Here is a 17923-nt window from a genome sequence, read left to right on the forward strand (position 1 = left end):
CCTTTTCTATTTAATATTTTTTTCCCCACTTCTTTTTCAGTTCTTCATAGATCTTTTTTTCTGTGGAATTATTTCCAGGTTCATACAGTTTTACCTCTCTAATTTCCTGAGGAAGGAAATCCTGCTCTACAAAGTTTCCTTCATAGGAATGGGCATACTTATATTCTTTTCCATAATCCAGATCCTTCATCAACTTGGTCGGAGCATTTCTTAAATGAAGAGGTACAGGTAAATTTCCCGTTTGCTTTACTAAAGCCATTGCTTCATTAATAGCCATATACGCAGAATTACTCTTAGGAGAGACAGCAAGATACACAGCCGTTTCGCTTAGAATAATTCTTGCCTCAGGATTTCCGATCACATTGATAGCCTGAAAACAGTTATTGGCAATCACCAGCGCATTAGGATTGGCCAGCCCAATATCTTCTGCTGCCAGAATCAGCATTCTTCTTGCAATAAACTTAATATCTTCTCCTCCAACAAGCATTCTCGCCAACCAATATACCGCTCCGTTTGGATCACCTCCACGCATTGATTTAATGAAAGCAGAGATAATATCATAATGCTGCTCACCATTCTTATCATACAACGCCATGGTTTCCTGCAGGACTTCCAGTACATCTGAGTTAATAATCTCCTTGGTGTCTGTATTTTTATACTGATTCAAAACCAGTTCTACGGAATTAATCAGTTTTCTGGCATCTCCTCCTGAATATTGGATAAGGGCTTCTTTTTCAAGAATTTTAAAATCTGTTCCTTCGTCTTTATTATATCTCTCGGAAGCAATATCAATAAGTTCCTCAAGTTTTTCATAGCTTAAAGCTTTCAGAACATAAACCTGGCTTCTGGATAACAAAGCAGAAACAACTTCAAAACTTGGATTTTCTGTCGTAGCTCCTATCAAAACGATCCAGCCTTTTTCTACAGCATGCAACAACGAATCCTGCTGGGATTTATTGAAACGATGAATCTCATCAATAAATAAAATGGGAGATTTTCCGGAAAATAAATTCTGTTTTTTAGCATCTTCAATTACATCGCGAACATCTTTCACTCCTGAAGAAACAGCAGAAAGCTTATAAAACTTCCTTCCTGAGCTTTCGGAAATAATTTCTGCCAGCGTAGTCTTTCCTGTTCCCGGAGGTCCCCAAAAGATCAGAGAATTCAGGCTATTGTTTTCGATCATTTTTCTGATCGTCCCTTTTTCGCCGGTAAGATGTTCCTGCCCCAAAACTTCGTCCAGGGTTTTAGGTCTTAATTTCTCGGCTAATGGAATATTTTGATTCAAAGTACTTTTATTTTTTTAAGATCAATATTTCAGATTTCTAAGCTCTGAAACTTCTAACAAAATTAAACTAATTTTCATTTTTTTACCCTATTTTTGCATTGTTTTGAAACTTACATTCAATAAAATCATTACATTTCCTATGGTAATTTTGATAAAATTTTACCAATGGTTCATCTCGCCCCTACTTCCTAAAAATTGCCGTTACGAACCTACTTGCTCTCATTATATGATAGAGTCTTTACGGGTTCATGGTCTATTTAAAGGTTTCTGGCTGGGATTTAAAAGGATTTTAAGATGTCATCCGTGGGGAGGAAGTGGCTACGATCCTGTTCCACCAAAACATAAGCATCCATAAAAAATAACAAACTATTAAATCAATAGAAAAATGAGTACTACTTTTTTCAGAATTTACCTTGTCATATTTGCATTGGTTACCCAGTGCCTTTTTGCACAGGAGTACCCTGGAGGTTTATCTGATGGGACTTTAGATATCAATGGCAACAATACTCCAGTAAAGATCTATTCTACGACAGAGTTAGGAGACCTTGCAGCATTTCCTGACAGGGAGATTAAAGACAATGTTCTTGTTATCCTTAACGAATCTAATTTTGAGCCTGCTTACTATACCTATGGTGCTTCAACACTGGCAAGATTCAAAGACTCCCAATACCAATTTTTTGATAAGAACTTTAAACTCATCAATACCCCTCCTACCAAAGACAATATCACAACATTCAAATATGCTGTAAAGTCTGCAAAACCTATTGCTGAGGCGGATAAAGTAGAACTTAAAACATCCTTTAAAATATGGGACCCTTCAAAGGGTATTAATATTGGGATATTTACATTACACTTCTACAGCTTAATGTTTGTTTTCGCATTTGGTTTCGGATATATTTTAATGACAAGGATCTTTAAGATTGACAATGTTAACCAAAAATACCTTGAACCTCTTTTCACATGGACATTGATAGGAACGATCCTGGGAGCAAGATTAGGACACGTTATTTTTTATCAGCCAGAACTGTTTAAAGAAGATTTCTGGAGTGTATTTTTACCTATCAGTACCAAAAACGGTCTCAAATTCACCGGGTTCTCCGGATTGGCAAGCCACGGGGCAACCATAGCCTTAATTCTTACCACTCTTTATTATTCATATAAAATTATCAAAAAAAATCCTTTCTGGGTATATGACAGATTAGGAATCGTGGTAGCTTTAGGAGGTGCCTTTGTAAGAATGGGAAACTTCTTCAATTCTGAAATTGTAGGAAAACCAGCTGATCCAAACTCTCCGTTTGCTTTACTGTTTCCACAACAAAGCAGCGAATATGGGCTTACAGTTCCACGTTATCCGAGCCAGTTATTTGAAGCAGTAGGATATGTTGCCCTGTTCATTTTATTATGGATTCTTTATAGAAAAACTAATAAAAAATACCAGCAAGGATGGCTATTCGGACTATTCTTTATCATTCTTTGGGCGATCAGATTCTTTGTAGAATTCCTGAAAGAACCTCAAGGTGATGAATTTATTCAGATCGGTGGTTTAAATACGGGGCAGGTTCTGTCTATCCCTTTTATGATTGCTGGGGTAATTATCATGATTGTTTCCAAAAAATTTAAAATTACGGAAGCAGAAAACGAGAAACCTGAATAAAATAAATAGAACATCTAATCAATCTTGATTTAAAATATAAAAGGCAAATTTGTAAATTACAGATTTGCCTTTTTTACGTTTAAGCTTTAATTTATGTTCATAAACTTCGCTCTACCTTATTATTCAGTTCAGTAAAAACATTTCCCAGTTCATCAATAACATCCGTAGGAAGCATGGACTCTTTTGAATGTTTTTCAGCAGCAAAATCAGCGGCTTTTCCGTGTAGCCATACTCCAAAAATACAGGTATTTTTTTCTGAATATCCTTGTGCTAAAAGTGAGGTCAGAATCCCGGTCAGAATATCACCACTTCCTCCTTTGGCCAATCCGGCATTTCCAGTCAGGTTATAATAAACATCTCCTACCGGTGTAATGATTTGTGTATGATGATCCTTCAATACAATATAAATTCCAAGTTCCTTAGCCTTCTCTCTTGCCAGTTCCAATCTTTTAAATGAATTTTCCGTTTTTCCAAACAACCTTTCAAATTCTTTGGGATGAGGGGTGATAATTGATTTCTCTGGAATTAACTGATGGTTTCTCTGGTCTTCAGAAATAATATTTAACGCATCGGCATCCAAAACCAATGGAGACTGATAATCTTTCAGGAACTTCAAAAGTCCCGTTTGAGTATCCTCATGGGTTCCCAAGCCGGGACCTATCCCTATGGTATTCTCTTTATCTATATTAAAATCGTTAATCAACTGTTGTCCTCCTTCTATAAACATGGCTTCCGGGCAAGAGGTTTGCAATACCTCATATCCACACTGGGGAGCTAATGTAAAAGTAAGTCCGGCACCCGTTTTCAAAACAGATTTTGTGGCCAGTACTGCGGCTCCTATCTTACCATAACTTCCCCCTATAATAATTGCTTTACCATAATTTCCTTTGTGGGCAAATTCATTTCTAGGATTGAAAAGTGATTCCGCAAAAGAGTCATCAATCACCCAATAATCAGTCTCGGTTCTTTCATGATATTCTTCGCTCAGTCCAATATTTAGAATAATTACTTTTCCAGTATACCTTCCTGTTTCCGGATGAAGAAAACTTCGTTTCCAACATTGAAAACTTAGGGTATAATTGGCTTTTAAAACCACAGAATCACGATCAAAAAAAACATCAGCAGAAAGTCCGGATGGAACATCAATTGAAATTTTAATAGTATCTTTTTTATTAATCCAATCTACCAATTCTTTGTACCCATCAGCTAAAGGTCTTGATAATCCTGTTCCGAAAAGCGCATCAATAATAATTGTGTTATCATCAAGGGAATAATGCTCCACCTCATCAAACTTTCGAACAGAAATGCCCGAAATTTCCCTTAATCTTTCAAGGTTCACGGAAGCATCTTCTGAGAATTTCCCTTTAGGATCATTAACAAATACATCTACATCAAATCCTTTCAGATAAAGCATTCTTGCCACTGCCAACCCATCACCACCATTATTACCATCACCACAAAACAAAACAGCCTTTCTATGAACCTTACAATGTTCAGATATCCAATTCGCTACAACTGTTGAAGCTCTTTCCATCAATTGAATAGAAGATATAGGTTCATGAGAAATCGTAAATTGGTCCCAGCTTCGAATTTGTTCAGCAGTGAATATTTTCATAAGTACATCTGACTATTAAATAAATTATATATAAAAGATATTTTATTATGATAAAGCCCATATAACAAAAATACATGGACACCATTAATGAGATAAAATATAAGGATAAAGTTACAATTTCTATTAAAACAGATAATATGAATTTAGAATAAAAGTCCGCCTTTTTGGAATAAAAAACTATAAAAAGTAGTGTTTTTTACATTTTTTAATTATATTTTTGTGTGTATACTAATTAAAAAAATATAAATTATGGGATTTGTTAAGGAATTTAAAGAGTTTGCCTTTAAAGGAAATGTTCTCGATCTTGCTGTCGGTGTAATCATTGGTGCAGCATTTGGTAAAATTGTTTCGTCTTTGGTTGAAGATGTTATCACCCCTTTGATCTTAAACCCTGCTCTTAAAGCAGCGGGAGCAGAAAATATCGCTAAACTAACCTGGAATGGTGTGGCTTACGGAAACTTCCTGTCTGCAGTGATCAGCTTTCTGTGTATTGCTATGGTTCTTTTCTTTATCATTAAAGGAGCTAATAAAGTCAACAAAAAAGAAGCTCCGGCTCCAGCAGGACCTACAGAAGATCAAAAGCTATTAGCTGAGATCAGAGATTTACTGAAAAGTAAAAACAATATATAATCTGTTCATTAACGGTTTACAATATAAAAGCACCTTCATGCAGAAGGTGCTTTTGCTTTTATCTTATGGATCTGATTATTGGATCTGTAAAATACTGGAAATCTGATCTGCCAGAGAAAGACCGATTCTATCCTGAGCTTCAAGCGTAGAAGCACCTGTATGGGGCGTCAGGGATATTTTAGAATGGTTTAAAATTTCTTTAGAAGGCGTTGGCTCATTGATGAAAACATCCAGTCCTGCAAATCTTACTTTACCGGAATCCAAAGCATCAATTAAAGCAGATTCATCAATCACTCCTCCTCTGGAACAGTTAACGATAGCAACTCCATCTTTCATAATTTCAAACTCACTTTTACCAATCATATATCCGTCTTTCTGAGCCGGAACATGAAGTGTAATAAAGTCTGAATGCTTCAAAACTTCCTGCAATGGTTCCGTTTCTATATCTACATTGATGAACTGATTGTTGTAGAACTTTACTTTGATACTTGCTTTTCCTACATTATTATCTGCAGCAACCACTCTCATCCCAAGCCCAAGAGCTATTCTTGCGACTTCCTGGCCTATTCTTCCCATCCCAATGATTCCGATGGTTTTTCCTCTTAGCTCAATTCCTGCTGCATATGCTTTTTTAAGACCTGCAAATTCTGTATCTCCTACCAAAGGCATTTTTCTGTTGGAATCCTGAAGAAATCTAGCTCCGGAAAACAAATGGGCAAAAACAAGTTCAGCCACTGATTCCGAAGAAGCCGCCGGCGTGTTGATGACATGGATTCCTTTTTCTCTTGCATAATCTACATCAATATTATCCATTCCTACACCCCCTCTTCCAATGATTTCGAGCGATGGGCAACCGTCAATAATATCTTTTCTCACCTGTGTAGCACTTCTTACCAATAAAGTACGAACTTGGTGCTCGTTAATATAATCTACTAAAAATTCCTGTGGAACTTTTGTAGTAATCACCTCGAATCCTTTTTCTGTTAATGCATCAATTCCAGATTGGTCCAGGCCGTCATTAGCTAAAACTTTCATAAATACAACTATGTTTTAAAAGTAGAAAGATTTAAAAATTAAAGGATACACTCCATTCAATTTTTAAATCTTTCTTTATATTAATTTATTCTTCGTCTTCTTTGAAAACTTCTATGGTTACTTGCTTTTCTACCAGATCAGTAAATCTTCCCTTGTATCTCGTAGCTCGTACCAAATGATTATCAATCCAGTGATAATTACCTCCTCTTGGCTTTCCACAAAGTACACTGTGGTACTTGAACCCATGTTTATCCAGCCAATCGATTGTGATTTGCTTCAGGTTTTCGGTTCTTGAGGTAAAGAAACAGATCTGATGCCCTTCATCATACCATTTATTAATTGTTTTCAACGCGTCAGGGTATGGTTCACAGGTAACCATTCTTTCCGGTTCTTCATTAGGAACATCATCTGTAATAGTTCCGTCTATATCGATTAAGTAATTTTTAACTCCATCCTTGAGAATAGGACTGATATGCTCTACGTATTCTAATTCCATCACGAAAATTTGTGTAACAAAGTTAAGGCTTTTATACCTACCAGATGTATTAATCTTAGTTTATGTTAAAAATTTACTATAAAAATCGTTATTTAACAAATAATATAAACATTTTATTCATCTTTTAATGCTTTATGATTAAAATTTTTCTTTTTAAAATCTAATTTAGCTATCGAAATAGAGAATATTTGGGGGTTAATGAATCTTACCATAAATTTTAAATTGCTTTTTTATTTTCTTTCCTCTCCATTCAAAAGATATAATGTTTTCCTAAAAATTTCCAAAATACATTAATTACACTTACATTTGTAGAAATGGAAGAATTAGTAGTTTTAGTAAATCCTGATGATGTGGTTTTGGGCTTGATGGAAAAACAGCAAGCTCACGTTAATGGCCTGTTACACCGTGCTTTTTCTGTATTCCTGTTCAATTCGAAAGGCGAAATGCTTCTTCAGAAAAGAGCATCAGGAAAGTACCATTCTCCCAATCAATGGACCAATGCTGTCTGTTCTCACCCCAGAATTGGGGAAACTTATCTGGCCGGAGCCCAAAGAAGATTAAAAGAAGAATTGGGAATTGAGGCTGACCTTTCGGAAAAATTCAATTTTATTTACAAAGCAGATGTAGGAGGTGACCTTTGGGAACATGAACTTGACTATGTTTTTGTAGGAAATTATGAATCAGACTTTAATCTGAACAAAGAGGAAGTGGAAGAAGTAAGATTTATTTCCCCCGAAGATTTGGATCAAGAAATTTCTGAAAATCCTGAACACTTTACAGAATGGTTCAAAATCATTCTCGAAGAATATAAACACCATTTTTAACGATGAAAAAAATTCTTTTCTTAACCGCCATCCTATCTGGAAGTTTATTTTTTGCCCAAAAAGCAACAACTTATGATAGTGCCAACTACTCTATCAACGTTCCTGAAGGCTGGAGATCAACCAATGACAGTGATATCATCAATATTTTCCCTACGAGTGAGATCGGAGCGATTACTATTTCTGAGTACCACGACCTAAACCTTCCCAAGGCTGAAACGAAAAAATTCATCCTGGCACTTTACAAATCTCAGGATGAAGAAAAAAAGGTAAAGGAAAACAGAGGTAAAAAAGGATATACAGAGTATTTCTATGAATATTTTGATGAAAAAGAAAAACTTTTCTGGATTACAAGAGCTTTTCAAAAAGATAAAGATTTGTATCTGGTAACCATTAACTGTGGCCAGAAATTCTGGAACGGAAACTATATGACCCTATTTAATGAGACTTTTAACAGTTTTAAAATAAAGAAATAAAAATTAAATATGAAGAAAACAGCTTTGTACGACAAACATGTTTCATTAGGAGCTAAGATCGTACCTTTCGCAGGTTTTGAAATGCCTGTACAATATTCAGGAGTAACAGAAGAGCATTTTGCAGTAAGAGAAAAAGCAGGATTATTTGATGTTTCCCACATGGGACAGTTTTTCATCGAAGGTCCGGGATCTAAAGATCTTTTGCAATTTGTGACCACTAACAATGTAGATACTCTTGAAAACGGAAAAGCTCAGTACTCATGTCTTCCCAACGAAAACGGAGGAATCGTAGACGACCTTATCGTTTACAAAATGGAGGATGACAAATACTTTGTAGTTGTAAACGCTTCCAATATTGACAAAGACTGGAACCATATTTCAAAATACAATACTTTCGGAGCAAAAATGACCAACGCTTCTGATGACATGTCATTGTTAGCAGTTCAAGGTCCTAAAGCGACTGAAATTCTTCAAAAACTTACTGATGTAAACCTTTCTGAAATTCCTTACTATAATTTTACTGTAGGAAGTGTTGCGGGAGTAAATGATGTTATTATTTCTAATACAGGATACACAGGAAGCGGAGGTTTTGAGATCTATTTCAAAAATGAAAACGCAGAAAAGCTTTGGGATGAAGTAATGAAGGCTGGTGAAGCTGAAGGAATTGTTCCTTGCGGTTTGGCTGCCAGAGATACTTTAAGACTTGAAAAAGGATTCTGTCTTTACGGAAATGATATCGACGATACAACTTCTCCAATTGAAGCAGGTCTTGGATGGATCACTAAATTTGATAAAGAATTCGTTTCTAAAGAAGTTTTCGCAAAACAGAAAGAGGAAGGTGTTACCAGAAAATTAGTAGCTTTTGAATTAACGGACAAGGGAGTTCCAAGACACGACTACCCTGTTGTAGATGCAGAAGGAAATGTAATTGGAAAAGTAACTTCCGGAACTCAGTCTCCGATGAAGAAAATAGGGTTAGGTCTTGCTTATGTAGACAAGCCTCATTTTAAATTAGGTTCTGAGATCTTTATCCAGGTAAGAAATAAAAACATTCCTGCAAAAGTGGTGAAAGCTCCTTTTGTATAAGGTTTTTTAACAATATAAAAAGAGGCTGGAAGTATTTCCGGCCTCTTTTATTTTTAATAGCAGATACAGCAGACCTTTCTGTCCGGACTACAGGCATCTCCTACTCCGGGTGTATTAGAAAGTACGCCTCCAGCGGGTCCACATAAGGTGAAACAATTAACCAAAGGAGGTCTTACTCCACCGATAATTTCTTTTAACGCTGATCTGTTAAGATTTCTCGTTTGTAAAAAGTTTTTTGTCATGATTTTATTTTTTAGTCATTATAAAGTTAACTATTTAATAATTAACTCATTAAAAATAAATCACAAATCATAGATAAACTTAGTTTTTCGGAAAGTGCTGAAAGCAATAATCATTTCCGATACGGGTATAATGTTTACATCTTGTCCCTGCCTTTGTTATCCCCAGACATTGGTTTCCTTTATTGATTCCACTGGTCTTTTTAGGGTGAGAAACCATGCCATACACAGATGATGCAGTACCCGGATTACATATTTTACAGGGTTGAAGTCCTATTTCCAATGCTTTGTTTAAAGGAAGGCTGGAAGAAACATTTTTTACCATTCTGCATGATGAGCTATGAAACTTTGAGCCTGAAGGAGTCCTATAAACGATCTGCCCTTGTAAGTTGATGGCAAAACAAAGCAATATGGAAATCAGGAATTTCATTCACTCACGCCAAAGAATGTTCTTAAAGCCTCTACATTATTTTTATCGTTTCCTACAAAAATATCCTTATCCGTCATAAAGACAGGGCGTTTTAAGAAAGTATAGTGATCCAGTAACAATTCTTTAAAATCTTTTTCACCCAAAGACTTTACGTCTAAACCTCTCAACTTGATCTGAGTAGATTTTTTGCTAAACAAAGCTTCATAAGACTTCGTCAGTTTATGCATTTCTGTTAATTCTTCTTTGGTAATAGGTTGTTTTTTAATCTCACGTAGCTCCCAGTCTGTAAGATCAAATTGTGCTAAAATTTTTCTGCAGGTATCGCACGTATTCAGATAAAATACTTTCTTCATTGTTATTCTTGTCTGTTATTTGTTAAAATTCTACTTCATTATTATTTCGTCTTTCAAAAGTAGGATTTAATCTAAAACTTTCGAAATTATTAAATAACTTTATTCAAATTTTATAAAGATGCAGAACAAACCTATTACTTTTCAATTTATTTCGGAGCCATCAGATGTCAATTACGGTGGAAATGTACACGGCGGAAGCGTTATGAAATGGATTGATCAGGCAGGCTATGCGTGTGCTACTACCTGGAGTGGAAATTATTCGGTGACAGTATATGTTGGAGGAATCCGGTTTTATGAACCTATTAAAATTGGTGAAGTGGTAAAAGTAGATGCGCAGGTTATCTATACGGGAAGTTCAAGCATGCATATTTCTATCAACGTCTTTTCCCGAAATCTAAAACAGCCTACTTTTGATAAAAAAACTCACTGCATCATTGTTTTTGTTGCTGTAGATGAAAATGGTAAAAAGCTTCCAGTTCCCAAATGGATTCCTGAAACGGAAGAAGACAAACAAAAAGAACAATACGCCAAGCGTCTGATGGAATTGAGAACGCAGATTGAAGATGAGATGAAGCCGTTTTTATAAGAGCTGAAAGATTTAAGCATAAGAGGTGCGGATTTTAGCCGTGATGATTATTGATTGAAAAAATACACCTCAAAATTAAAACAGAAGTCCCAAATCTACTTTTCATATTATTTTATTGTACAATAAATTAGGATTATCTAATTTAGTATCAACCTATTCCAGCCATAATATGAAAAATATCCTTACCATTGTAGTCATCCTATTGACAGGTTTTACCCAGGCACAGACCCACAGGTTTATTTATGAACTTCAATATAAGATGGATTCTACGGAAATAGGTTATGAAAAGCTGAATATGATTCTGGATATTACACCGAAAGAAGTAAAATTCTATGGGAAAGGTCTCGCCACTACGGATTCTCTGAATAAAAAATTCGGAATGAATTCCAGCTATACTGATATGACAGGTCAAGTAGTGAAAAGAAAGATCAATTCTTTTGATAATGAAAATTATATCAACATTAAAAATGGGTACTATTCATTTAAAACGACAGATAAAATCAATTGGTTGATTGCTGATGAAACTAAAAAGATAGAAAATTACACCTTACAAAAAGCAACCACAAAGTTTGGAGGAAGAAACTGGACCGCGTGGTTTTGTAAAGAGATTCCATTTAATGAGGGCCCTTTTAAACTTCGTGGATTACCTGGTTTGATCTTTGAATTATCAGATGCTAAGAAAAATTTCATTTATACTCTTGTCAAAAGCAAAAAACTTACGGAAAACTACTCTACTGCAGATTTTCTGGAATCCAATTTCGGAAACAAAGCCATCCCTATCAATGAAAAGCAAAAATATAAGCTGATTATGGAATTTTACAATGATCCTTTCGCCTTTGAAAGAAATAATTTCAGCAAATCTAATAATGATCTGAAAATTAACATCAACGGAAAAGAAATTCATAATGTAGATGAGCTGAATACTCAAACCAAGAGTATGCAGGAGGTTATCAGAAAATATAATAACCCTATTGAGATCGATAAGGCGATGCATTATCCTATTTACTAAATATAAATATTACCAATTCTTTTAGATTTCGATTGAATCTTCTGATGAAAGTGATGTGATGTTTTTTAAGTTTTGGCTAAAGCCAAATGGAGTTGTTATTTATTGTAAGGCAGGCTAAAGCCCACCTCTATTGATGTTACCCGCATGGCCAGCTGTTGTTTAACGATATTACTTTTTACTTTTTACTTTTTACTTTTTACTTTTAATCATAATTTATATCTTTGTAACATCAAAAGGAAATGGTGTTCTTCCTTACCCAACCGCTTTACAAAAGCTGATGACGCCTGATTGAGAGATTATTAACAAATAACTAATCAGGATTATTATGTCAAAAAATCAACGAACACTTGGTAAAAAAGCAGCTTTTCATACTCAGTTTTTCTTCAGAAAATTTCCGGCGATCCCTTATATTTTTAAATGGCTGGCTATCAGCCTTATTATTGGATCCTTGGTAGGAAGTGCTTCGGCAGGATTTTTACAATCATTAGAATGGGCTACCCGCTTCAGGGAAAACCATGTATGGCTGATTGCTTTACTTCCTGTTGCTGGTTTTTTAATTGGCCTTTTATATTATTACTGGGGGAAAGAGGTAGAAGCCGGAAATAATCTTCTGATCGACAATATTCATGATCCGAAAGGGATTATTCCGTTCAAAATGGCTCCTTTTGTTTATTTGGGAACTATTGCTACTCACTTTTTTGGAGGTTCAGCAGGTCGTGAGGGAACAGCCCTTCAGATGGCCGGGGCTATTGCAGATCAGCTTACCCAACCATTTAAGCTCGATAAAAACGAAAGAAGAATATTAATTATTTCTGCCATTGCTGCCGGCTTTGGCTCTGTTTTCGGAACTCCTTTGGCTGGAGCTGTTTTCGGACTTGAGGTTTTTCTGGTTGGAAGAATAAGATACAATGCCCTATTTCCAGCATTTGCATCAGCCATACTCGCAGATTGGGCTACCAATCTATGGAATGTAAAACACACTCATTATCATATTGACTTTATCCCCAAACTAGAGTTTCTACCAATTATATACAGTATTTTAGCTGGAATTGCTTTTGGAATTTGTGCTGCGGCATTCAGTAAAATTATTCATTGGACCGGTTCTCTTTTTAAATTAAAAATTAAATCCCCCCCTTTTCGCCCGGTTGTTGGCGGAATTATTATCGCTCTGGCTGTTTTGCTCATGGGGACAACACGGTATATCGGTCTTGGAATTCCTGTAATTCTCGAGTCTTTTGAAAAGCAGCTTCCGTTGTATGATTTTGCCTTAAAAATGGCTTTTACCATCATTACTCTTTCTGCAGGATTCAAAGGAGGTGAAGTTACTCCATTGTTCTTTATCGGAGCTACATTAGGGAGTGCATTATCCCTATTTATCCCACTGCCATTTGGTTTATTAGCAGGAATGGGGTTTGTTGCCGTATTTGCCGGAGCTACCAATACGCCATTAGCCTGTATGCTTATGGGAATTGAATTATTTGGAGCTGAATGTGGTGTATATATTGCCATTGCATGTGTGGTTTCTTACCTTCTTTCAGGACATAATAGTATTTACACTAGACAAAAGATTGGTGAAGCTAAAAACAGAAGATATGAGAACATGCAGAATAGGTCTATTTCGGATTTTCTTTAAGATGGTAAACCACCTCGACAAACATTCAAAAAAATCTGGTCTCTTCTCCACTTAAGAAATGATTCTCCATCGAATTTTATTCCTTTTAGGATAATGTTAAAATTAAAAATTGATTGGCAAATCTGGTTTTCATATATAATATAAATACTCCAAACGTTCAATCTCTTCTTCGTCATTAACCCAAATCACGGACCACGAAATCCGCATCTCGAATCTCTCCTAATCCTCTTCCATTCTCAAGCACTGCTATTCGAAATACAACTATAATCCGTACTTTTGCACTATGTTCGATTACAGGTTAAAAGTTTTCCATACCGTAGCTTCCAGACTGAGTTTTACCAAAGCTTCTGAGGAGCTTCATATTTCACAGCCGGCCGTTACAAAACACATCAAAGAAATTGAAGTTCAGCTGAGCACCAAATTATTTGACAGAAAAGGAACTTCTATACAGTTAACACAAAGCGGCAAAATCCTGTTTGAATATGCTGAAAAAATCAGAAACATCTACCGTGATCTGGAATTTGAGATCAGCCAGATCAATCAACAGCATAAGGGAAAACTGATTATTGGAGCCAGTACCTCTGTTGCCCAATACATCCTACCTGAAATCCTTGCTAAATTTAATGCCTACTATAAAGACATTAAAATAGAACTTCTGACCGGAAATACAGAAGCCATTTCTGCTCTTTTAAAAGAAGAAAAAATTGATCTGGGTATCATTGAAGGAGAATCACAGTCTTCATATTTTGACTATAAGACCTTTAAACCTGATGAAATTGTTCTCGCTGCCAAGTCAGATCATCCTTTAGCCCATAAAACACTAAATATTAAAGACCTTTATCAGCTTAATCTTATTTTCCGTGAGCAAGGTTCGGGAACTCTTGAATTCATACAAAATCGGTTAAAGGAAAAAGAAATTAACATCAATGAACTGAATACCGTTATCCAATTGGGAAGCAGCGAAAGTATCAAAAATTATCTTCTTCATTCGGACTGTATGGCTTTTCTTTCCATCAGCACCATTCTGAATGAGTTGAAAAATAATATTCTTACGGTTATTGACATAAAAAATTTCAGCATTGAAAGAGATTTTCATTTTATTCTGCCTAAAGGAGAACAGTCTGAGTTGATCGAGTTGTTTTTAAGGTTTGCAGAGTAAATTGCCTGTCCTATACACAGAAAGATCTATCCATGACAAAAAACTATTATTTGTGGTATGTTGACCACATTATTTTTTTTGGTTTTGGCTAAAGCCAATGAATAGATTAATTTTTTAGATGAGTTAAAGCCTATCCCTATTGATTTTGATATCTGCATGGATAATTGTCCTTTAACGACAATACTTTTTACTTTATAACTTATAGTTATCCAACATAACAAAATACAATTTACTTTATAATAACATATTGCCGAATTTTGAACCAGATTTAAAAAGTTCGCTATATGAAAGATTTCATTCTCAATGAAACAACACGAAAAGTAATTTTTATTGGAATGGCGGTTTTATGCCTGACTCCATTAGTTTCTTCTCCCATTGCTCTCGCATTAGGCTTTGCCCTGGCTGTTTTTATGGGAAATCCATTTGAAAAACATTTGCATCACTATATTCATCTGTTGTTACAGATCTCTATTGTCGGATTAGGTTTTGGATTAAAACTGGATGAAGCGCTTCATGCCGGAAAAACAGGATTGATGTTAACTGTAGTAAGTATTATCAGTGTAATGATCCTGGGATATTTTCTAGGAAAAATCTTTAAACTTGAAAGACCATTATCCTATCTCCTGTCTGCCGGAACTGCCATCTGCGGAGGAAGTGCCATTGCTGCGGTTGCTCCTATCATCAAACCCAGCACAAAGCAAATTTCTTTGGCATTGGCTATTGTTTTTACATTGAACTCTATTGCATTGTTTGTTTATCCTGCTGTTGGACATCTTTTGCATCTTTCCCAGGAACAGTTCGGATTATGGTGTGCAGTAGGAATTCATGATACAAGTTCTGTGGTAGGAGCAGCCAGTAAATATGGTAATGAGGCTCTAAAAATTGCAACTACGGTTAAATTAGCCCGTGCTTTATGGATTATTCCGGTTTCTCTGATTACCATGTTCATTTTTAAAAGCAAAGATTCAAAAATTAAAATTCCATGGTTTATTGGTTATTTCATTTTGGCTATTCTGCTAAATACTTATTTTCCCGTTATGGATCAATTCAGTACTATTATTACCTCTTTTGCTAAATCCGGGCTGAATCTGACTTTATTTTTTATCGGTTCTACTCTTTCCATTCAAACTTTGAAAACGATAGGTTTTAAGCCTCTGTTTACAGCTGTACTGCTTTGGGTAACTATTAGTATTGGAAGCCTGCTATATATTATTCATTAAAAGCAGCAGCACCCTTCTGAAATCAGAAGGGTGCTGCCTATTAAATGTGGAAATGTTTATTCATTCATAACAATTTCTTAAACCTCTCCGCAAGTATAAACCTGCAGACAGCCCATATATATTGAGCAATAATCCGGGCCTGTTACAGCACCTGAACAACTACACCCACAAAGAGATAAATCTGGTTTTCCGCTTACTCCTCCTGTAATATTTTTAAGATTTTGTTTTTTTAGCTTTTTAGCATTTTTAATAATGTTCATGTGATTTAGTTTTTTGATTAAACAATATAGTTTTAGTTACATTCCAAAGTTAAACAAATATTAATCACATGCAACCTATTTTATTAATTTTTTAAATAAAAGACTGATTACAAATAAATTAATATATTAAAAAACATAAAAATCCATCTCTATTTATTAAACAAGTTAAATATAATGGTCAATATAAAGCTTCCGAAATAAGCTTTAATAGCAAGTAAAAATGAATTTGAATAAAACTAATATAAGAAATTGGTGATTTTAATAAATGTCTGCAACCTTACCTATTCTTAAATTTTAATAAAAAATAAAAACCTTTCGATTTCTCAAAAGGTTTTTTAATCAATGATAATGTTTTCATTTAACAGGTCATGACCTGCAAACATCTTTTATATTCTATACAATACGACGGGCCCGTCACTGCACCTGTGCAGCTACAGCCACATTTTGAAAGATCTGGAGTAATTGCACCGCCAACACCTCCTACAATATCTTTAAGAGTATGTCTTTCCAGCTTTTTAGCATTTTTAAAAATGTTTTGTGACATGATGATTTGATTTTAATTAGACATATATTTTGTTAGTTCGTTTTTAAAATTAAATAAATAAAAGTTATTCAAGACATAAAAAAATGTTAATTAACTCAATTTCACATATTTAAAAACAGATAAAAAACTGTCTATCATATTATTCAGTGAACTCAAGATCTCTGTCATGAGTTTCTGAGATCGTCAATGAAGAATAAAATGCCAATCCAAATACTACCAGCCCTACAATCGCAGCACTTCCCACTACTGAAAAATTACCTTTAAGAGAATCAAAAGCCAAAATCATTACAGGAACCAATCCTCTTACCATATTCGGAACAGTAGTGGTTGCTGTATTTCTGATATTGGTTCCAAACTGTTCTGCTGCCAGCGTAACAAACATCGCCCAATATCCGGTACCAAAGCCCAGCCATACACAAAATAAGTAGTACTTTGTCTCCGTATTGGTATTTCCAAACAGCATAATCCCTACCCCAACCAAAGTGAAAAGCAGCATATAAAATATGGCCATCTTACGCGATTTCAAAGCATGCGAAATAAAACCGCTCATCAGATCACCAACGGAAATACCTACATAAGCCCACATAATTGCTTTTCCAGGGTTAAGATCCTCAATTCCGAATTCAGGCGCAAATTGATTGGCTAAAACAGCCAGAATCCCTATACAATACCACGTAGGCAATCCCACAGCAATACATTTCAAGTATCGTATCAACCTATCTTTATGGGTAAAAAAAGACAGAAAATTGCCTTTAGAAACGCTTTTATGTTCAATATTTTTATAGATTCCGGATTCTGAAACACTTATTCTCAGTAATAACAGCAGAATTCCCATTATTCCGCCAATGATGTAAGAGATATTCCAGCCTCCCGCTAATTCTACCGTTAATTGAGCCACAACCGCTCCCATTAATCCAAAACCAGCAACCACAGAGGTTCCTATTGCTCTTAAATTCTTCGGCAGACTCTCAGAAACCAGGGTAATTCCGGCTCCAAGCTCTCCAGCAAGACCTATTCCTGCAATAAACCTTAAAGCTGCATATTGATATACTAAATGCTCTTTTGGAAAATAAGGTAAAAAACCACAGGCAATATTTGCCAGGGAATAAACCAGAATAGATCCAAAGAGCACGGAAAGCCTTCCTTTTTTATCTCCAAAGACTCCCCAGAATACTCCTCCGATGAGAAGCCCTACCATCTGACAGTTCAGGATAAAAGTTCCGTCGGCATCGGGATTCAGTCCTAATGCTTTTAAACTGGGAATTCTTACAATTCCAAACAGGAGCAGGTCATAGATATCTACGAAATAGCCAAGGGCTGAAATAATAACGGGAATAGAGAAAATGTACTTCAATTTTGAAGACAGAGATAATTCTTGCATTGTTAAGT

Annotated in this window: 21 protein-coding genes and 1 riboswitch; of the genes, 11 read left to right on the top strand and 10 right to left on the bottom strand. The window is 35.4% G+C overall.

Annotated features, from left to right (window positions below; genetic code table 11):
* Positions 1 to 10: 10 nt before the first annotated feature.
* Complete coding sequence (locus EG344_RS03235) at positions 11 to 1288, bottom strand: replication-associated recombination protein A (protein WP_123908260.1); 1278 nt, start codon at positions 1286 to 1288, stop codon at positions 11 to 13.
* Between the two features lie 139 nt (positions 1289 to 1427).
* Between EG344_RS03235 and yidD the strand changes: the two genes are divergently transcribed.
* Both yidD and lgt read left to right on the top strand, forming a co-directional pair.
* A complete protein-coding gene (yidD, locus tag EG344_RS03240; protein ID WP_228412940.1) occupies positions 1428 to 1643 on the top strand; it encodes a membrane protein insertion efficiency factor YidD in 216 nt (71 codons plus the stop codon).
* A gap of 510 nt (positions 1644 to 2153) precedes the next feature.
* Positions 2154 to 2942, top strand: a complete 789-nt coding sequence (gene lgt / locus EG344_RS03245; RefSeq protein WP_250253396.1) for a prolipoprotein diacylglyceryl transferase — start codon at positions 2154 to 2156, stop codon at positions 2940 to 2942.
* 97 nt (positions 2943 to 3039) lie between these two features.
* Here the strand turns inward: lgt and EG344_RS03250 are convergent, their stop codons facing one another.
* Positions 3040 to 4557, bottom strand: a complete 1518-nt coding sequence (locus EG344_RS03250; RefSeq protein WP_123908261.1) for an NAD(P)H-hydrate dehydratase — start codon at positions 4555 to 4557, stop codon at positions 3040 to 3042.
* Positions 4558 to 4806: 249 nt separating this feature from the next.
* Here EG344_RS03250 and mscL point away from each other — a divergent pair, with 249 nt between their 5' ends.
* On the top strand, positions 4807 to 5187 hold the full coding sequence (mscL, locus tag EG344_RS03255) for a large conductance mechanosensitive channel protein MscL (protein ID WP_123908262.1): 381 nt from the start codon (positions 4807 to 4809) through the stop codon (positions 5185 to 5187).
* 75 nt (positions 5188 to 5262) lie between these two features.
* Here the strand turns inward: mscL and EG344_RS03260 are convergent, their stop codons facing one another.
* Together EG344_RS03260 and EG344_RS03265 are read right to left on the bottom strand one after the other, a co-directional pair.
* On the bottom strand, positions 5263 to 6222 hold the full coding sequence (locus EG344_RS03260) for a D-2-hydroxyacid dehydrogenase (RefSeq protein ID WP_123908263.1): 960 nt from the start codon (positions 6220 to 6222) through the stop codon (positions 5263 to 5265).
* Between the two features lie 85 nt (positions 6223 to 6307).
* A complete protein-coding gene (locus EG344_RS03265) occupies positions 6308 to 6718 on the bottom strand; it encodes a phosphoheptose isomerase (protein WP_123908264.1) in 411 nt (136 codons plus the stop codon).
* A 314-nt stretch (positions 6719 to 7032) separates the two neighbouring features.
* Between EG344_RS03265 and idi the strand changes: the two genes are divergently transcribed.
* From idi to gcvT, 3 genes are read left to right on the top strand one after another with little or no spacing between them, the layout of a single operon-like run.
* Positions 7033 to 7542, top strand: a complete 510-nt coding sequence (idi, locus tag EG344_RS03270; protein WP_123908265.1) for an isopentenyl-diphosphate Delta-isomerase — start codon at positions 7033 to 7035, stop codon at positions 7540 to 7542.
* 2 nt (positions 7543 to 7544) lie between these two features.
* Positions 7545 to 8015: a hypothetical protein gene (locus tag EG344_RS03275; RefSeq protein WP_123908266.1), complete on the top strand. Its 471-nt coding sequence runs from the start codon at positions 7545 to 7547 to the stop codon at positions 8013 to 8015.
* Positions 8016 to 8024: 9 nt separating this feature from the next.
* The gene (gene gcvT / locus EG344_RS03280; protein WP_123908267.1) at positions 8025 to 9101 is read left to right on the top strand and encodes a glycine cleavage system aminomethyltransferase GcvT; all 1077 of its coding nucleotides are present in this window, start codon (positions 8025 to 8027) and stop codon (positions 9099 to 9101) included.
* A gap of 53 nt (positions 9102 to 9154) precedes the next feature.
* Here gcvT and EG344_RS03285 read toward each other — a convergent pair whose 3' ends face one another.
* The 3 genes from EG344_RS03285 to EG344_RS03295 form a co-directional block, all read right to left on the bottom strand.
* Positions 9155 to 9343, bottom strand: coding sequence for a hypothetical protein (locus EG344_RS03285; RefSeq protein WP_123860121.1), 189 nt, complete (start codon positions 9341 to 9343; stop codon positions 9155 to 9157).
* A 79-nt stretch (positions 9344 to 9422) separates the two neighbouring features.
* Positions 9423 to 9770: a hypothetical protein gene (locus tag EG344_RS03290; protein ID WP_123908268.1), complete on the bottom strand. Its 348-nt coding sequence runs from the start codon at positions 9768 to 9770 to the stop codon at positions 9423 to 9425.
* Positions 9767 to 10123, bottom strand: coding sequence for an arsenate reductase family protein (locus EG344_RS03295; protein WP_123908269.1), 357 nt, complete (start codon positions 10121 to 10123; stop codon positions 9767 to 9769). Before EG344_RS03295 ends, EG344_RS03290 begins: the two co-directional genes overlap by 4 nt.
* Positions 10124 to 10241: 118 nt before the next feature.
* Between EG344_RS03295 and EG344_RS03300 the strand changes: the two genes are divergently transcribed.
* The 5 genes from EG344_RS03300 (at position 10242) to EG344_RS03320 (ending at position 15730) form a co-directional block, all read left to right on the top strand.
* Positions 10242 to 10709, top strand: a complete 468-nt coding sequence (locus EG344_RS03300) for an acyl-CoA thioesterase (RefSeq protein WP_115971082.1) — start codon at positions 10242 to 10244, stop codon at positions 10707 to 10709.
* A gap of 169 nt (positions 10710 to 10878) precedes the next feature.
* Positions 10879 to 11718, top strand: a complete 840-nt coding sequence (locus EG344_RS03305) for a GLPGLI family protein (RefSeq protein WP_123908270.1) — start codon at positions 10879 to 10881, stop codon at positions 11716 to 11718.
* Between the two features lie 226 nt (positions 11719 to 11944).
* Positions 11945 to 12012: riboswitch (Fluoride riboswitch) on the top strand.
* A 31-nt stretch (positions 12013 to 12043) separates the two neighbouring features.
* Entirely contained in the window at positions 12044 to 13351 is a 1308-nt protein-coding gene (locus EG344_RS03310) for a voltage-gated chloride channel family protein (RefSeq protein WP_185145584.1), read from the top strand.
* A gap of 283 nt (positions 13352 to 13634) precedes the next feature.
* Positions 13635 to 14510: a LysR family transcriptional regulator gene (locus EG344_RS03315; RefSeq protein ID WP_123908271.1), complete on the top strand. Its 876-nt coding sequence runs from the start codon at positions 13635 to 13637 to the stop codon at positions 14508 to 14510.
* Between the two features lie 284 nt (positions 14511 to 14794).
* Entirely contained in the window at positions 14795 to 15730 is a 936-nt protein-coding gene (locus EG344_RS03320; protein WP_123908272.1) for a YeiH family protein, read from the top strand.
* A gap of 77 nt (positions 15731 to 15807) precedes the next feature.
* Here EG344_RS03320 and EG344_RS03325 read toward each other — a convergent pair whose 3' ends face one another.
* From EG344_RS03325 to EG344_RS03335, 3 genes are all read right to left on the bottom strand, one after another.
* A complete protein-coding gene (locus tag EG344_RS03325; protein WP_123908273.1) occupies positions 15808 to 15990 on the bottom strand; it encodes a hypothetical protein in 183 nt (60 codons plus the stop codon).
* A gap of 358 nt (positions 15991 to 16348) precedes the next feature.
* Positions 16349 to 16534 (bottom strand): hypothetical protein, encoded by a 186-nt coding sequence (locus tag EG344_RS03330; protein ID WP_123908274.1) that lies wholly within the window; start codon positions 16532 to 16534, stop codon positions 16349 to 16351.
* 139 nt (positions 16535 to 16673) lie between these two features.
* Positions 16674 to 17915, bottom strand: coding sequence for an MFS transporter (locus EG344_RS03335; protein WP_123908275.1), 1242 nt, complete (start codon positions 17913 to 17915; stop codon positions 16674 to 16676).
* Between the last annotated feature and the right edge of the window lie 8 nt (positions 17916 to 17923).

The organism is Chryseobacterium sp. G0162 (genome assembly GCF_003815715.1).
In the GTDB taxonomy this organism is placed as follows: domain Bacteria; phylum Bacteroidota; class Bacteroidia; order Flavobacteriales; family Weeksellaceae; genus Chryseobacterium.